General features: G+C 48.5%; 14 protein-coding genes and 1 tRNA gene. 6 read left to right on the top strand and 9 right to left on the bottom strand.

Features of this window, described 5'->3' with window-relative positions; genetic code table 11:
* Window positions 1-11: 11 nt before the first annotated feature.
* Together OGX81_RS08140 and trmB are read right to left on the bottom strand one after the other, a co-directional pair.
* The gene (locus OGX81_RS08140) at window positions 12-338 is read right to left on the bottom strand and encodes a YggL family protein (protein ID WP_012135074.1); all 327 of its coding nucleotides are present in this window, start codon (window positions 336-338) and stop codon (window positions 12-14) included.
* A complete protein-coding gene (gene trmB, locus OGX81_RS08135) occupies window positions 338-1,057 on the bottom strand; it encodes a tRNA (guanosine(46)-N7)-methyltransferase TrmB (protein ID WP_104868199.1) in 720 nt (239 codons plus the stop codon). Before trmB ends, OGX81_RS08140 begins: the two co-directional genes overlap by 1 nt.
* Before the next feature lie 161 nt (window positions 1,058-1,218).
* On the opposite strand from trmB, the gene mutY reads away from it, so the two are divergent.
* The 4 genes from mutY to OGX81_RS08115 all read left to right on the top strand — a co-directional run bounded on the left by mutY (window position 1,219) and on the right by OGX81_RS08115 (window position 5,223).
* Window positions 1,219-2,271, top strand: a complete 1,053-nt coding sequence (gene mutY / locus OGX81_RS08130; protein WP_104869106.1) for an A/G-specific adenine glycosylase — start codon at window positions 1,219-1,221, stop codon at window positions 2,269-2,271.
* 28 nt (window positions 2,272-2,299) lie between these two features.
* Window positions 2,300-2,575 carry an oxidative damage protection protein gene (locus OGX81_RS08125; protein ID WP_012135077.1) on the top strand — a complete coding sequence of 92 codons (276 nt, stop codon included), beginning with the start codon at window positions 2,300-2,302 and terminating at the stop codon, window positions 2,573-2,575.
* A gap of 97 nt (window positions 2,576-2,672) precedes the next feature.
* Window positions 2,673-3,755: a membrane-bound lytic murein transglycosylase MltC gene (gene mltC, locus OGX81_RS08120; RefSeq protein WP_024130939.1), complete on the top strand. Its 1,083-nt coding sequence runs from the start codon at window positions 2,673-2,675 to the stop codon at window positions 3,753-3,755.
* A 211-nt stretch (window positions 3,756-3,966) separates the two neighbouring features.
* Window positions 3,967-5,223 (top strand): nucleoside permease, encoded by a 1,257-nt coding sequence (locus OGX81_RS08115; protein ID WP_012135079.1) that lies wholly within the window; start codon window positions 3,967-3,969, stop codon window positions 5,221-5,223.
* Between the two features lie 72 nt (window positions 5,224-5,295).
* Here OGX81_RS08115 and OGX81_RS08110 read toward each other — a convergent pair whose 3' ends face one another.
* Entirely contained in the window at window positions 5,296-7,431 is a 2,136-nt protein-coding gene (locus OGX81_RS08110; protein ID WP_104868198.1) for an ornithine decarboxylase, read from the bottom strand.
* Between the two features lie 427 nt (window positions 7,432-7,858).
* On the opposite strand from OGX81_RS08110, the gene OGX81_RS08105 reads away from it, so the two are divergent.
* Both OGX81_RS08105 and OGX81_RS08100 read left to right on the top strand, forming a co-directional pair.
* The gene (locus OGX81_RS08105; RefSeq protein WP_104868197.1) at window positions 7,859-8,566 is read left to right on the top strand and encodes a DUF554 domain-containing protein; all 708 of its coding nucleotides are present in this window, start codon (window positions 7,859-7,861) and stop codon (window positions 8,564-8,566) included.
* 105 nt (window positions 8,567-8,671) lie between these two features.
* Window positions 8,672-8,747, top strand: a tRNA-Phe gene (locus OGX81_RS08100).
* Window positions 8,748-8,881: 134 nt separating this feature from the next.
* Here the strand turns inward: OGX81_RS08100 and OGX81_RS08095 are convergent.
* From OGX81_RS08095 to OGX81_RS08070, 6 genes are all read right to left on the bottom strand, one after another.
* Window positions 8,882-9,376 (bottom strand): helix-turn-helix transcriptional regulator, encoded by a 495-nt coding sequence (locus OGX81_RS08095; protein ID WP_146209169.1) that lies wholly within the window; start codon window positions 9,374-9,376, stop codon window positions 8,882-8,884.
* Window positions 9,377-9,438: 62 nt separating this feature from the next.
* The gene (locus OGX81_RS08090) at window positions 9,439-12,135 is read right to left on the bottom strand and encodes an autotransporter outer membrane beta-barrel domain-containing protein (RefSeq protein ID WP_104868196.1); all 2,697 of its coding nucleotides are present in this window, start codon (window positions 12,133-12,135) and stop codon (window positions 9,439-9,441) included.
* Between the two features lie 422 nt (window positions 12,136-12,557).
* Window positions 12,558-13,412 (bottom strand): helix-turn-helix domain-containing protein, encoded by an 855-nt coding sequence (locus OGX81_RS08085; RefSeq protein WP_158661212.1) that lies wholly within the window; start codon window positions 13,410-13,412, stop codon window positions 12,558-12,560.
* A 190-nt stretch (window positions 13,413-13,602) separates the two neighbouring features.
* A complete protein-coding gene (locus OGX81_RS08080) occupies window positions 13,603-14,739 on the bottom strand; it encodes an HlyD family secretion protein (protein WP_071257858.1) in 1,137 nt (378 codons plus the stop codon).
* Window positions 14,740-14,741: 2 nt separating this feature from the next.
* On the bottom strand, window positions 14,742-15,098 hold the full coding sequence (locus tag OGX81_RS08075) for a DUF3302 domain-containing protein (protein ID WP_071257857.1): 357 nt from the start codon (window positions 15,096-15,098) through the stop codon (window positions 14,742-14,744).
* 155 nt (window positions 15,099-15,253) lie between these two features.
* Window positions 15,254-15,907 carry a DUF3313 domain-containing protein gene (locus OGX81_RS08070; protein WP_104869105.1) on the bottom strand — a complete coding sequence of 218 codons (654 nt, stop codon included), beginning with the start codon at window positions 15,905-15,907 and terminating at the stop codon, window positions 15,254-15,256.
* Window positions 15,908-16,404: the final 497 nt, after the last annotated feature.

Genomic DNA, 16,404 nt, shown 5'->3' with positions numbered 1-16,404 from the left:
CGTATGCTTTATTAGTCCCACCAAACGTCGAAAAGTTCGCTGGTGCGCACGTCTTCAAGTTTGTGTTCTTCCAGCCACTTACGCACAATCGCCTGATGTTCTTCGGTGCATTTGCCGATTTCCTGCATGCAGATCAGCCCTTCCCAGGACAGATAACCGCTGCCGTCAAACGCCAGTTTATTTGGCTCAATAACGTCATTGATAAAGTCATCGACAATTTTATCAACCTGCTCTTCAGAAGTGCCTTCCGGGAAACGCCATGCAACCGAAAACCCTAATTCCTGGAATTCGTCGATATGCATTTTTTTACGCAGACGACGACTACGGTTCTTTGCCATTATTTCACCCTCTCGAACATTAAGTCCCATACGCCGTGGCCAAGACGATGACCACGTTGTTCAAATTTGGTTACCGGGCGCGATTCCGGGCGCGGTACATAATCGTTACTCTCTGACAGGTTTTTGTACCCGTCGATGGAGGACATCACTTCCAGCATATGCTCCGCATAGGCTTCCCAGTCGGTCGCCATATGGAACACACCGCCCAGCTTCAGTTTGCTTTTCACCAGTTCGGCAAACGGAACCTGAACGATACGGCGTTTATTATGACGCGCTTTATGCCACGGGTCAGGGAAAAAGAGCTGAACCATCGATAAAGAATTGTCAGGAATCATTTTATGCAGCACTTCAACCGCGTCATGACACATCACACGCAGGTTCCCCACGCCTTCTTCGTGCGCAGACGCCAGACATGCGCCAACGCCAGGCGAATGCACTTCAATACCGAGGAAATTTTGTTCCGGGCGGGCTTTCGCCATCGCCACCAGCGAGGCGCCCATACCAAAACCAATCTCAAGCGTAACCGGCGCGTTGCGGCCAAACAGCGTGGCGAAATCCACCGATTCTTCGCTGAATTCAACGCCCATCACCGGCCAGTAGTTTTCCAGCGCGTGTTCCTGCCCTTTCGTCAGTCGCCCCTGGCGACGAACAAAGCTACGAATTCGGCGCAACGGGCGGCCGTTTTCATCAAATTCCGGTGAAATGACGTCGTTCTTCATAAAAGTTAAGTCTGCTTGTGATTGAGTTCCGAAAACGGGCATTATCCAAAGTTAGTTGCCGGATGCAAGTAAAGGAAGAGAGTGATCACAGGAAAGTTCCGGTTTACACCTCGTTGCCTCTGTGCTGCAATCTTGCCCCCAGCAATTTTAAAGCGGTGACCATGCAAGCGTCTCAATTTTCGGCTCAGGTTTTGGGCTGGTACGATAAATACGGGCGGAAAACCCTGCCCTGGCAAATTGACAAGACGCCCTACAAAGTATGGCTCTCGGAAGTGATGTTGCAACAGACGCAGGTTGCGACAGTTATCCCCTATTTCGAACGTTTTATGTCGCACTTTCCAACGGTGACGGATTTAGCCAACGCGCCGCTGGATGAGGTTCTGCATTTGTGGACGGGCCTCGGCTACTACGCCCGCGCGCGCAATCTGCATAAGGCGGCGCAACAGGTGGCGACGCTGCACGGCGGCCGGTTCCCGGAAACGTTCGACGAGGTCGCCGCCCTGCCCGGCGTAGGCCGCTCCACCGCCGGCGCGGTTCTCTCGCTCTCTTTGGATAAACATTTTCCGATTCTCGACGGCAACGTTAAACGCGTGCTGGCACGCTGCTATGCTGTCAGCGGCTGGCCGGGGAAAAAAGAGGTTGAGAAACGGCTGTGGGATCTGAGCGAACAGGTTACACCTGCCAACGGCGTGGCGCGTTTTAACCAGGCGATGATGGATTTAGGCGCTATGGTGTGTACGCGCTCCAGGCCGAAATGTTCGCTGTGCCCGCTCCAGAATGGCTGCGTTGCCGCCGCGAACGAGAGCTGGTCGCTGTACCCCGGTAAGAAGCCAAAACAGACGCTGCCGGAGCGTACAGGCTATTTTTTGCTGTTGCAGCATAATGACGACGTGTTTCTGGCGCAGCGTCCGCCGAGCGGCTTATGGGGCGGATTATACTGTTTTCCTCAGTTTGAGGATGAAGATGACTTGCGTCAGTGGCTGGCGCAACGGCATATTCAGGCCGATAATCTCTGTCAACTTAATGCTTTTCGCCACACGTTTAGCCATTTCCACTTAGATATTGTGCCTATGTGGCTTCCCGTGTCTTCATTCACCGAGTGCATGGATGAAGGCAACGCGCTCTGGTATAACTTAGCGCAACCGCCGTCGGTCGGACTGGCGGCCCCCGTGGAGCGTTTGTTACAGCAGTTACGTACTGGCGCGCCGGTTTGAGCACCCCGGTCGATAAAGAGGATTTTTTATGAGCAGAACCATTTTTTGTACTTTCCTGCAACGTGAAGCGGAAGGCCAGGATTTTCAGCTGTACCCGGGCGAACTGGGGAAACGCATCTACAACGAGATCTCTAAAGAAGCGTGGGCGCAGTGGCAGCATAAGCAAACCATGCTGATCAACGAAAAGAAACTCAACATGATGAACGTCGAGCACCGCAAACTGCTGGAGCAGGAGATGATCAACTTCCTGTTTGAAGGGAAAGACGTGCATATTGAAGGCTATACGCCGGAAGAGAAAAAATAAGCATCTCTTGCTGGCAATCTCGTAGGCCGGATAAGGTGCTTGCACCGCCATCCGGCAAAACGATACAACAACAAACACAACACGCACTCCCGGAATGATGAAAAAATTTTTCGCGCTTGCTCTTGTTGCGCCGTTGCTCATCTCCTGTTCCAGTTCGACCAAAAAAGGCGATACCTATAATGAAGCCTGGGTCAAGGATACCAACGGTTTTGATATTCTGATGGGGCAGTTTGCCCATAACATTGAGAATCTGTGGGGGTTCAAGGAAGTGTTGATCGCGGGTCCGAAGGACTACGTGAAGTACACTGACCAGTATCAGACCCGCAGCCACATCAACTTTGACGACGGTACCATCACCGTCGAAACCATTGCCGGAACAGAGCCCGCCGCGCACCTGCGTCGCGCGATCATCAAGACGCTGTTAATGGGCGACGATCCCGGTTCGGTCGACCTCTACTCGGACGTCGATGATATTCAGATCTCCAGAGAGCCGTTCCTGTATGGTCAGGTGGTCGATAATACCGGGCAACCCATTCGCTGGGAGGGACGCGCAACCAACTTCGCTGACTATCTGCTGAAAACGCGTCTTAAGAGTCGCAGTAACGGTCTGCGCATCATCTACAGCGTGACGATCAATCTGGTGCCGAACCACCTGGATAAACGTGCGCATAAATATGTTGGCATGGTTCGCCAGGCCGCCCGCAAATACGGTGTCGATGAGTCGCTGATTCTGGCGATTATGCAAACCGAGTCCTCTTTCAACCCGTATGCGGTCAGCCGTTCCGACGCGCTGGGGCTGATGCAGGTAGTACAGCACACCGCCGGGAAGGACGTATTCCGTTCACAGGGGAAATCGGGCACGCCAGGCCGCAGTTTCCTGTTCGATCCTGCCAGCAACATTGATACCGGCACCGCTTATCTGGCGATGCTCAACAATGTCTATTTAGGCGGCATTGATAATCCAACATCGCGTCGTTACGCGGTGATCACCGCCTATAACGGCGGTGCAGGCAGCGTGCTGCGCGTTTTCTCTAACGATAAGGTTCAGGCGGCAAACATCATCAACAGTATGTCCCCGGGCGATGTGTACCAGACATTAACCACGAGGCATCCTTCTGCGGAATCGCGTCGCTATCTGTATAAGGTCAATGCCACCCAGAAATCCTACCGTCGGAAGTAATCTCGCCGTTCCCGCCCCCGATCGCACTGGGGCGGGAAGGCCGAAAAGTGTTAACTCCATCACTCTTTTGCTTTGCAATTAGAAATTGTTTGCAAATATTTGTCACAGGTAACAAAAAATACCCTTTCCTCATTGATAGAATCACATCATATTGCAACGGCAAATGTGCCTTTTAAAACATCCATCCGCTATATGGTGTGAGGAAATTAACATGAATCTTAAGCTGCAGCTGAAAGTCCTCTCCTTTCTGCAGTTCTGCCTGTGGGGAAGCTGGCTTACCACCCTCGGCTCATATATGTTTGTCACCCTTAAATTCGACGGTGCATCCATCGGTGCTGTGTATAGCTCGCTGGGGATTGCCGCCGTCTTTATGCCCACGCTGTTAGGGATTGTGGCCGACAAATGGTTGAGTGCGAAATGGGTATACGCCATTTGCCACGTCGTTGGCGCTGCAACATTGTTCATGGCTGCCGAAGTGACCACGCCAGGCGCCATGTTCTTTGTGATCTTGCTTAACTCGCTGGCCTATATGCCAACGTTAGGGTTGATCAACACCATCTCCTACTACCGCCTGCAATCCGCAGGGCTGGACATCGTCACCGACTTCCCGCCTATTCGTATCTGGGGCACCATCGGCTTTATTATGGCGATGTGGGGCGTAAGCTTCTCTGGCTTTGAACTGAGCCATATGCAGCTGTACATCGGCGCGGCGCTTTCCGTCATTCTGGTACTGTTTACGCTTACGCTGCCGCACATTCCGGTTGCCAGACAGCAGAAGAACCAGAGCTGGACTTCAATGCTGGGGCTGGATGCTTTCGCGCTGTTCAAAAACAAACGCATGGCGATTTTCTTTATCTTCTCCATGATGCTGGGCGCCGAGCTGCAAATTACCAATATGTTCGGTAACACCTTCCTGCACAGTTTTGATAAAGATCCGCTGTTCGCCAGCAGCTTTATCGTGCAGCATGCCTCGGTCATGATGTCGATTTCGCAAATTTCCGAGACGCTGTTCATCCTGACCATTCCGTTCTTCTTAAGCCGTTACGGTATTAAGAACGTCATGCTGATCAGTATCGTGGCCTGGATGCTGCGCTTTGGCCTGTTCGCTTATGGCGACCCAACGCCGTTCGGTACCGTGCTGCTGGTTCTGTCGATGATTGTTTACGGCTGCGCCTTCGACTTCTTCAACATCTCCGGTTCGGTGTTTGTGGAAAAAGAGGTACGCCCTGAAATCCGCGCCAGTGCGCAGGGCATGTTCCTGATGATGACTAACGGCTTCGGTTGTATCCTTGGCGGCGTCGTGAGCGGTAAAGTGGTTGAGCATTACACCCTGAACGGCATTACCGACTGGCAGACCGTGTGGCTGATTTTCGCAGGCTACTCTCTGGTTCTGGCCTTTGCGTTCGTGGCGCTGTTTAAATACAAACACGTTCGCGTTCCGGCAGGCGCGCAGACTATCGCGCATTAATCTTTACGCCGGATGGCGCTAATGCTTATCCGGCCTACAAGGGAGTCGCCCCGTAGGCCGGATAACGCGAACTTATTTCAGCACATAGCCATACAGACGTTTAATCCCATCGGCATCAGTCTCGCTGTAAACCCCTTGCAGTTCCGGTGAGAAGCCGGGTAGCAAATTGACGCCCTCTTCCAGCGCCAGGAAGTAGCGCTGCACCGCCCCACCCCACACTTCGCCCGGCACGACGCACAGCACACCCGGTGGATATGGCAGCGCGCCTTCTGCCGCGATACGCCCTTCAGCGTCACGAATACGCACTAACTCAACATCGCCGCGAATAAAAGCGCTATTGGCATCCTGCGGATTCATCGCCACCGCAGGCAGGCTCTCTTTGCGGAACATCGCTTTTTGCAGATCTTTCACGTCAAAACTGACGTACAGATCGTGCATCTCCTGGCATAACTGGCGCAGGGTGTAGTCGCGGTAACGTACCGGATATTTGTTAAAGATGGTCGGCAGCACATCCGCCAGCGGCGTGTCGTCTTCGATATGTTGTTCGAACTGGGCCAGCATCGCCACCAGTTGCGCCATTTTGGCTTCGCTTTCGGCAGGCGTCAGCAGGAACAAAATCGAGTTGAGATCGCATTTTTCCGGTACGATGCCGTTCTCACGCAGATAGTGCGCCAGAATAGTGGCCGGGATACCAAAGTCGGTATAGCGCCCGGTTTCAGCATCAATGCCCGGCGTGGTCAGCAGCAGTTTGCACGGATCGACAAAATACTGATCCTCCGCATAGCCTGCAAAGCCATGCCATTTCGCCCCGGGTTCAAAGCTGAAGAAGCGTCGATCGCTGGCAATCAGTGCCGTTGGATGATCCTGCCACGGTTTACCGTCCACAAGCGGCGGAATGAATGGCTGAAGCAGTTTGCAGCGGGCGAGTATCGCCTTGCGCGCCTCAATGCCCAGCGCCACGCACTCTGCCCACAGGCGGCGACCGCTCTCCCCTTCATGGATTTTGGCATTGACATCCAGCGCGGCAAACAGCGGGTAGAACGGACTGGTGGAAGCATGCAGCATAAAGGCGTTATTCAGGCGCTTGTGCGGGCAAAAACGCGCCTGACCGCGAATGTGATTGTCCTTTTTGTGAATCTGCGAGGTTTGCGAGAAACCAGCCTGCTGCTTGTGTACCGACTGCGTAACAAAAATCCCCGGATCGTTTTCGTTCAGCGCCAGCAGCAGCGGCGAACCGTCCGCCATCATCGGAATAAATTGCTCATACCCGACCCAGGCGGAGTCAAACAGGATGTAATCACACAGACTGCCGATTTTGTCGATGACCTGACGGGCGTTGTAGATCGTGCCGTCATACGTCCCCAGTTGAATGACGGCCAGACGAAACGGGCGCGGCCGATCGGCTTTCTGCGGGGCGACCTCACGGATCTGCTCACGCAGGTATGCCTCGTCAAAACAGTGCTCATCAATGCCGCCGATAAAACCAAACGGGTTGCGCGCGGCTTCGAGATAGACCGGCGTGGCGCCCGCCTGAATCAACGCCCCGTGGTGGTTTGATTTATGGTTGTTACGATCGAACAGCACCAGATCACCGCGCGTCAGCAGCGCGTTGGTCACAACCTTATTCGCCGCCGAGGTGCCATTCAGCACGAAATACGTTTTATCCGCATGAAAGACTTTCGCCGCAAACTTCTGCGCATGCTTGGCCGATCCCTCATGAATGAGCAGATCCCCCAGCTTTACGTCGGCGTTGCACATATCCGCCCGAAAGAGGTTTTCGCCGAAGAAGTCATAAAAATGCCGACCGGCCGGGTGTTTTCTGAAAAATTCACCGTGCTGATGGCCCGGGCAGGCAAAGGTGCTATTACCCATATCGACATACTGGGTCAGCGTGTCATAAAACGGCGGCAGCAGATTCTCTTCATAACGACAGGCGGCCGACTCCAGTTCCAGCCAGTCCTGCGCGTTGCCGCTTATCACCGCCTCAACACCGGCAGGCGCATCAACATGATCGTCAGAGAGAATAAACACCGGCAACTGAAAACCGGTGCGTTTAAGCAATGCCAGGATGCCGCTGCGACTGTCCGCAACGGTAATGACGACTGCCGCAACATCAGTAAAGTCAGTGCCGTCCAGCGCCACCACATGGCGGTGAGTAGACAAGCGAGAGACCAGTTCACCACTGGCGGCAATATTCATTGATTTCATAAGCGCAAAAGCCCGTTTCGGGAGAATAGAAGTCCCAGGCAAGGTAACATTACCCTGCCCCACGAAATGTTGGGTCAAACTGGTCACCAGCTCCGACCGCCAGACATCAGTAAAAGCAGACAGCCTCTGATCTTACTGTTGTCCCGCAGTGAGCGTGCGCTGCCCTCACCGCATGGTGAGAGAATGAAGGGAGATCAAAGAAAGGGGCAATCGTCGCGCAGAAAGGCGAAGTTGAAGGCGATGTAAGGGTAATATGGTCATCCCAGGCTGCCCCGTACAAACAGGAGAAAATTCGCGCAATCATGGCACCTTTCCCCTGGGGGCGCAAGATCAAATCCCGGACATACGCGCCATCGACAAACGCGCATAATGCGTGATATTCGGGGCATAATAATGCAATCAGATAAAACAAATAACAGGAGCGACTGTGGTAATCGGGCCTTTTATTAACGCCAGCGCCGTTTTAGCTGGAGGCGTGCTTGGCGCGCTTCTCAGCCAGCGTTTACCGGAACGGATTCGTGTCTCAATGACCTCTATTTTCGGGCTGGCATCGCTGGGGATCGGTATTTTACTGGTCATAAAATGCGCTAATCTTCCGGTAATGGTTCTGGCGACAATCATCGGCGCGCTTATCGGCGAGTTTTGTTACCTGGAAAAAGGCATCAACACGGCGGTGACGAAAGCGCAGCAACTGATTAAGAAACCGGGGAAGAAAGCCGTCCACGACACCTTTATTCAGAACTATGTCGCCATTATTGTTCTTTTTTGCGCCAGCGGAACCGGCATTTTCGGCGCGATGCATGAAGGCATGACCGGCGACCCGAGCATTCTCATCGCAAAATCGTTTCTCGATTTCTTCACGGCCATGATCTTCGCCTGCTCGCTGGGAGCCGCCGTCGCCGTTATTTCCGCCCCTATGTTGGTTATCCAGCTATTACTCGCCACCTGCGCGGCCTTAATTTTACCGCTCACCACCCCGGCGATGATGGCAGATTTCAGTGCCGTAGGCGGGTTACTGCTGCTGGCGACCGGTCTACGTATTTGCGGAATCAAGATGTTTGCGGTGGTCAATATGCTCCCCGCCCTGCTCCTGGCGATGCCGCTTTCCGCCGCGTGGACCGCGTTTTTTGCCTGAAAATGCGTGCAATACCAACAATCTGGTGATAGATTGTGCAGTCTGCATGGATTTGAAGAAATTTCGTTGACGAAACGAAGCGAATCGGTTTTAATGCGCCCCGTTGCCCGGATAGCTCAGTCGGTAGAGCAGGGGATTGAAAATCCCCGTGTCCTTGGTTCGATTCCGAGTCCGGGCACCAAATTCATATCAACGGACCTCCACGGAGGTCCGTTTTTGCTATTCCTCTTCCTTTGGCTCATAACTGTCTTCCCCATGTTCACATGAACACCGCAGTTGCCTCTGACAGCGACAACAGCGTTTGCATTGGTCGATTCAAATTGTTAGCGACCCGGAGACAGCTTTGCACCATGCCAGAAACTGGCTCCTTGTTCTGAAACCTGTCTTTTTTCTAATATTCGATTGATGGGTATATACCGTTTTTCTGCTTATTCTTGTCATTAAGCGAACTCCTGACATGCTGTCAGAATATTTCATCAACCGAATGATACCGAGTTCCCTTAATGTTAATTCACTGATGAGCTGGCAGTATCGACATGTTTCATCAGATTTTCTTTGTAGCGTACGTTTTAACGCCTCACGAATATCTGAAGTATTATCCTGCAACGATATAATTCCGCAGGAAGATGTTCCCCACGAACTAAGTGGTATAATCACAACATCATCAGATAACTGTCGGCAGTAACATGCAGTGATCAAATCAATATCTTGCACAAATAACACTCTTCTTTGTTCTGTTGCAGGAATAATGGATTTAACCAGTTCATTTAAGCCTGACAGCGCGAATTGATCTAATGGCGTTGTTATCATATTGAAAAAACCTATAGACTGAAGGCCCCTTATGGGGCCTTTACTGATACGGCACACGAAAGTTAAAACTCATAGCGCACGCTAATACCGCCCCCCGTGTCACGGTAATTATCGCTGCCGAAGCGAGAACTCACGCCAACCTGTACACTCAGCTTCTCTATCAGGCTGGCTTCAACACCCAGCTTAGCTTCTCCAATGTCCTTACGGCCCTCGTCGTACAGCGTCACGTCATCCATTCTGACCCCGCTTTTCTCACTGTTATGCAGCCAGTTCGCTGCCAGGTAAGGTTTCCAGACGCTCTCCTTACCGGAGCGATGTTCCATAAAGGCCTTCACGCCCAACCGGGACTGCGTATTATTTTCACCCTTACCAGCTACTCGAGTTCCGTTAGTTTCACGGTGCTCATCCATCGTCACCCCGCTCCACACCACCTGTGCCTGTGGCTGGATGAAGACATCATTATGTTTATCTCCCCACAGATGGAATGTATATCCGCCCTCAACTGAGGCCAGCAGGCCATCCGAGTCATACTTCTCTTTCGCAAGTCCTTTTCCCTGCACTTCGTTGTCATACCACGCATATTGCAGCCATGTGTCGATATACGCGCCAGTACGCTGATCCGCATTCCTGAACCAGGTTCCGTATAGCCCAACGCTGTAGCCGCTGACGTTTCCTTCTGAGCGATAACCCGTCAGGGAGGAGTCCGTGGTACTGTGGCTGCTGCCGTAGCCGGCCATCAAACCAGTCCGCCAGATGTCCGTGCCGGTGTAGGTGCCGCTGGCAATATCACCGCCCATCTGGATGACATAGCGATTCTCGTCCGTATTGAGTTGACCGCTGCTGTCCCGGCTGTCAAGGTGTCGCCCTTCCGTACGTATCCACATACTGGTCAGCTTCTTTTCACCAGTGAACGGATCGGTGTACATGCGGTCACCGCCACGGTCCTCAAGCCTGGTCATGAACATCTCATTTGCCGCTGCGAGGTTGGTCATGTAACTACCGGCCTCCGGGCGGGAGATGCTGGTATTCGGGAATACAGGTGGTGACGGTGGTTCTGTCGGATCAACCGGCCCTATTGGGTCCACAGGTTCTGTCGGATCAACCGGCTCTGTTGGGTCTACGGGTTCTGTCGGGTCAACCGGCTCTGTTGGGTCCACAGGTTCTGTGCTGCTGGTCAGGTACCAGTTATTACTGTTACCTCCATTGCCGCCCTGCACAAGGTTATAATCATAAGCGCCGGCAACAATACGACCGCGCTGGATAAATTGACCATCTGAATTACCATCAACGCGAATAATCTCAATGCCTTCGACAGTTTGAGCGCCTTGCCCACCCAGATTATTTACTGTTACGTAGCTGCTACCGTCTGTATCACCTGTGATATGCATACTATCTGTAATAGAAGCATCGCCTGCCAGCTGAGAATTAAAGACCAGAGTTCCTCCCTGACCATGATAATCACCATCGACAGTCAACGTAGTGCCAGCAGATGAAGCGGCTTCATTCATGTAAATGGTACCATCGTGATAGACAGTACCCACCGTTTGAGCATAACCATTTAGATCGAGAACACCATCTTTACCGATGTTAAAATCAGAACCAGCACTAAATGCGTTATCGCTACCAGCGCGTAAATACCCACCATGAAGATTAGTGTTTCCTGTGTAGTCATTACCACCCTGTAAAGTCGTCGAACCACTCCAGATATTTACCGTCCCGTCACCTGTAATTTGGGAAAGAAATTTATAATCATCGCTGGTATGTGAGAAATTGATCATACCAGCTCCATTGCCAAACTTAATAACTCTGGAGTTAACGTAACCTGGGGCGCTGTTGTTACCTATATTCAACACACCGTTACTGCCTTGCTGATCCGCAATCAAAAACTCACTGGTAGTATTTATCTCACCACCATCTGAAACAGTCATTATTGCCGATCCAGATTGAGCAAGAGTCAGAGAGTTAGTACTCAGGGAAGAGTTTTGACCAGAAACATTTATTTCACCATGCCCCCCTAAGACGCCTGACAAAAGACGAAAAGATGTAACAATACCACCATTAGTAATATTAAGTACCCCATCACCTCCTGCCCGCTCACCGACTATCGCTATTGTCCCCGGCCCAAAAATATTGACTCTCGAGTTGTCAACATTAACAATCCCTTGCCCCATCGTGTAACCAATATATAAATAAGTGGTACTGACCTCAGAATTGCGGATATCCAGCTGCCCGGTCCCCCGATTAGTACCCACAAGGATCGCCTCAGTCGACAGACTGGACTCACTAAGAGTCCCATGGCCGTTACCATACAGATAACCAATTAACAGATTTTTTGTATTAATTTCTGAAGATACTGCGTTAAGAAATCCAGTATATTCCGTACTCCCGCCGCCAACTGTAATTTCAGAGGCATCGACTGTTGCATTTAAAAGGGAGAGTCTTCCTGTCAAGCTCTCCCCTCCAGGGTCCGGTTCGGCAATGCCTACGCGAAGCGTGTTGGCGACGACGAGCTTCGCATCATTAACGGCAAGGTGATAGTTATTATCAATACTACTGACTGAGATATCATCAGTAATTATTGGAAAGTGTCCATTAGGACCATCTATATATACCTCATCATTTTCGCCAGGCAATATTCCGATATCCCAGTTTTGGCTATCTGACCAGTCACTGGTATTTCCTGTCCAATAGACAGGAGCAGCTTCTGCTCCTACAGACAACACAAAAGAGACAGCACAACTCAGATACTTCTTTTTCACAATTACTCTCACTCCAGACAAAAGAGACGACTATTGCTTGATAGTCATCAATCCGAAAAAAAATTACAGATAATTACTGCAACGACAGCTAAATCATAAATGAAAACATGTCTCATATAATCTGTAGCAATAATATTATAATCTCACACAATTGTTGGATTTAATTGCAGCAACATTTGACATTTTCACTTCTTAGTTATTAAGAACAGTTATAACTCCATTAGCTAACATGCTGTTTATTAAAACAGTAAAGCCCTTGATATCTCTGGGTCGCAACAAAGATTGCGGAGATGCTGGACATGACTGTTAAATTTCCGTCCTATTACTCCTGTGATATTTCGTAAAGTAGTCTATTTATGTGTAAAGCTGGCATGAACCAGATACAAAGCACTGTGGTAAAGTATCAAGCCAGTTTATTAATATCAGGATACAGGAATAATATAGCGATATTCAGTAAATCTGTTATGAGTTAAAAAACATTCCAAATCCCAATTACAGTTCCATCCGGTGAATAATTCCGACATACTTTTCATGTTAGCTGACAACGCTATATAGAAAGGGTTAACAAACATTCCCTCTGCATAAAAACAGGCTATTTTATTTGAGTGTAAGCAAAATTCAGCATTCTCCAGTCCAGCAATACCATCAGGTTGTTCTGCTAATCCAACAAAATATTTTATATCTACTTCTCTCTCGCTTCGCCATGAAGGTGAATATTGGGAAGTGGCATAATAATGCTCGGGTGTATATCCCAGATGTTGAAAGAATTTTTTCCTAAAACGCTTCCGCTGATTGAAGTGCGGTTTATCAAAATCAATAGCATCTACACTATAGTTAAAATATTGACCGTATAATCTGATACTGGCATTATCAATCATACTGATAGTTTTAATTTCACATGGAATCTTAAACACTTCGGCCTTTGCAATCGTGTTACTGACATTTAAAACTCCTTTTCTCCTGAAATCTTGGGGAGAAACCCCAAAAGTATTTTTAAAAGAACGTGAAAAGGCACTTATTGAATTAAACCTTAAAACCTCAGAAATATATCCAACACTGGCTCTGGTAAAACACAGAAATACGCCAGCCTTAAACATTCGTCGACCACGAACATATTTTGATAATGAATCACCGGTAGTATCTTTAAATATTTTTTGTAAGTAACTACTGCTATACCCGGATTTTTGACTAAGCAGTTCTATCGTTAACTCTTCGGAAAGGTGATCTTCGATCCACTGCAACAATGCATGCACATGTATTAAATAATTTACATTCATAATACCTCCCATCAGGCAATGAGGTGGCGTAATTATTAGTATAGCTCACTAATCCCCATTTTGATTTTCATTATATTGGTTCCCGATAACAGAGTTCATTAGCCCAGAAACAGATCTCTCAAGTTAGAAAACAAGGATGACAATGCAACCAAACATAGTAATTACATCCGGTTGCGTTCGCTGATTAATATTAATGATCAAGATAAATATAATGCATCCAGCTTGTCATACGCAAAAGCACCTTACGCAATACGGAAACATGCGAGAAATGTTCCGAATATGCAGCTACCTGCGCAGAAACACCGTCGGGTAACACATCAATATATTCATTATGTTCAAGTTCAATAGTTACCATCACCCCATCCATTGCCGGTGTAACGGTTAGTGCCTGTAGTGTGCCCTCGGCCTGGTAAGCCCCTCCCGGCACAACAGGAAGAATACTCATTAATTTCCCTTCAAACACTTTTCCTGGCAGGGCGTTAAACACGACTTCAGCTTCGTCACCAGGTTTTAGACGCAACAATGAGTTCTGACGAAACTGCGCTACAACCTGTCGTTTCTGTTCCGGGATGAAGACCATCACGGGACGAAGCGGTAATGAAGACGCATATGTGCCGGGCTGAATCAACAACTGAGTGACGTATCCATTTCCAGGGGCCCGGACGATTGTTTGTGCAAGACTATATTTCGCTTCAGCAAGTTGCGCTCTCAGACTAACAATCTGGGACTGTTCGCCATTTACCTTACTGTCCAGTTGACTCTGAATCTGAGCCTGTTCGGCAACAGAAGCTTTTACTACTGCATCCTGAGACAGATAACTTTGTCGGGCATTGTCTATATCTCTTTCAGAAAAGGGATTTACCTTAGCCTGGCTCCCCTTCACATAGCGTTGATAATCTTTATAAAGACGGTCGCGTTCAACTGAGACTCGTATGGTATTTTCCTGAGCTTCAGACAACTGGGCCTTTAGTACCTCAACATTATGGATGGCCGTGACTAAATCTGCCTGTAAACGCTCGACGCGAGACTGATATTTATCAGGCTCAATTTTAAAAAGTACTTCTCCTTTTTTAATTAGTTGATTTGGTTTGTCAATGACTTCAATTACCCTTCCCGTAACCTGAGGGATCACAGGAACAGAAATCACTGCTTTTTGGGCGGTAAATGTATAGGGATGGTTATAGTTCATTAATAAAATAAGCCCACTAACCAGCCCTATACCGCCAAGAGCAGCTGACGAAAGTGTCCACTGATTTACTGGTATCCTGAATAATTTAAAAACTGTCCATGCCAGTGCAATATAGGTCAGTATAATAAGCAAATCCACAATTAAATCTCCGGTGATTCTTTATCTATTTTGTTATGTGTTTTATTTACCAATGTCTCCAGATCTGCAATACGTTTTGTTAATGCGTCTATATCAGGATTTCTCTCAGACTGAGCGGCATTCGCCTGCATGCCCCACCCACGTTCTGGTTGATAGAGCGTGGCCCAGATCCACAAAAAAGGCCAGATGATATGCAGTGTAAACAAGCTAACCCAGCCAGCTGTATGGATCGCGTCAGCATGTGGATGATTACGTTTTTTTGCAATAATATAAGGAATATCATGAATCATGATGACCCCATAAAAAATTATCAGGAATACAAAAAACAGCATTCCTAAAGAGAAATAGTTCAGGAACATACACCCTCACTGAATTATATTTTAAAAATGTAATTAACTACATTATTTCAAATAAATGGATTCTCAGTTTATAGCTAAGGTACTTATGATGGCGCTACAATGAAATAAAATATCCAGGGCCGTAGCCCTGTTCTTATCTACAATAGAACCCAAAATTACAGGTTGAAAACAGCTGCATCGGAAGCCATTTTATCAATCACCGCTTTCAAATCATCAACTGTAAGTAACTGGTTACTGTTCGGAAGATCTTTACCCTGCCCCTTTCTCAGCACTTTAGCTACGGCATTTCCACTTTGTGAATCAATCAATTCACCTTCAAAGTAGAGTCTGGTTTCCTGAGTCCTGTATCCGCTAATTACCTGTGTTCCTGCCAGCACCATCGCTATCGGGATTACCTCATAAAACTGTAATCCCATATTACTGGTATCAACAGCAGTAATTGCCCCTCTGAAGATCAAGGTGCCAGGGCCTGGTTTATCAACCAGCATAAAGCGCTTTGCGGCGGCTGTTTTCATACTCTGATTAGTGTAATCCAGAATCCCCTGTAGAACAGCTTCACCTACCTGAGTTGATGAGCGAGGCTCAGGATAATAGACAACAGGTTCATAAATAATTTTGGAATAATTTTCCAGATGAGCATTAGAATCGATCCAGCGCATAACTGGCACACCGGTAGTAGAAACGGCTGGTTTCAAGGATGAATAATCCTTCAGGAACCCTGAATATTGCTCTGGTTTTACTCTGTCATTTGCACAACCAGTTAGTAATGATGTTACCACTATGATGGTAGCAACATATTTCATACTCATTATAACCTCCATGAAAATAATCCTGTGTTGTGTGCTTCCCGGTTCAGACTGATTGAACAAATAAAAGAAGAATAGAAAACAGGAATAAATAATAATATATAAAGTTACATAACATAATTACTCTTTTGGGATACAGACACACAGCCCCGAGCCTTTAAAATAACGTATCATATTGATTTAAATGAAATAAATTCATATATACAGATGTTTTCATACCACAAATTCCCATACAAAAAAGTTGAAAATGTAAAATCGAACTCTTCAACGCCAGGGAATATCTGATAGCTGGAGAATAATAACTCCCGATATCTCCTGGTAGCCATATCCCGGCTTAATGCCGGATAAATCAAATTCATCTACTCATCTTTTGACAGCGCATCCATTGCAGATGTGGCTGCACCAACGCCCGGCAGAGCCCCAGATCCGCTACCGATCAGTCGATTACGGCAGTATGTCTGGTAGCCAATGACCACCTGAGTCATCACGATATAAATCCA

It is taken from the genome of Citrobacter sp. CK206 (assembly GCF_030333125.1).
Classification (GTDB): Bacteria; Pseudomonadota; Gammaproteobacteria; order Enterobacterales; family Enterobacteriaceae; genus Citrobacter_B; species Citrobacter_B koseri.
This window is presented reverse-complemented; position numbering and strand designations above follow the sequence as displayed.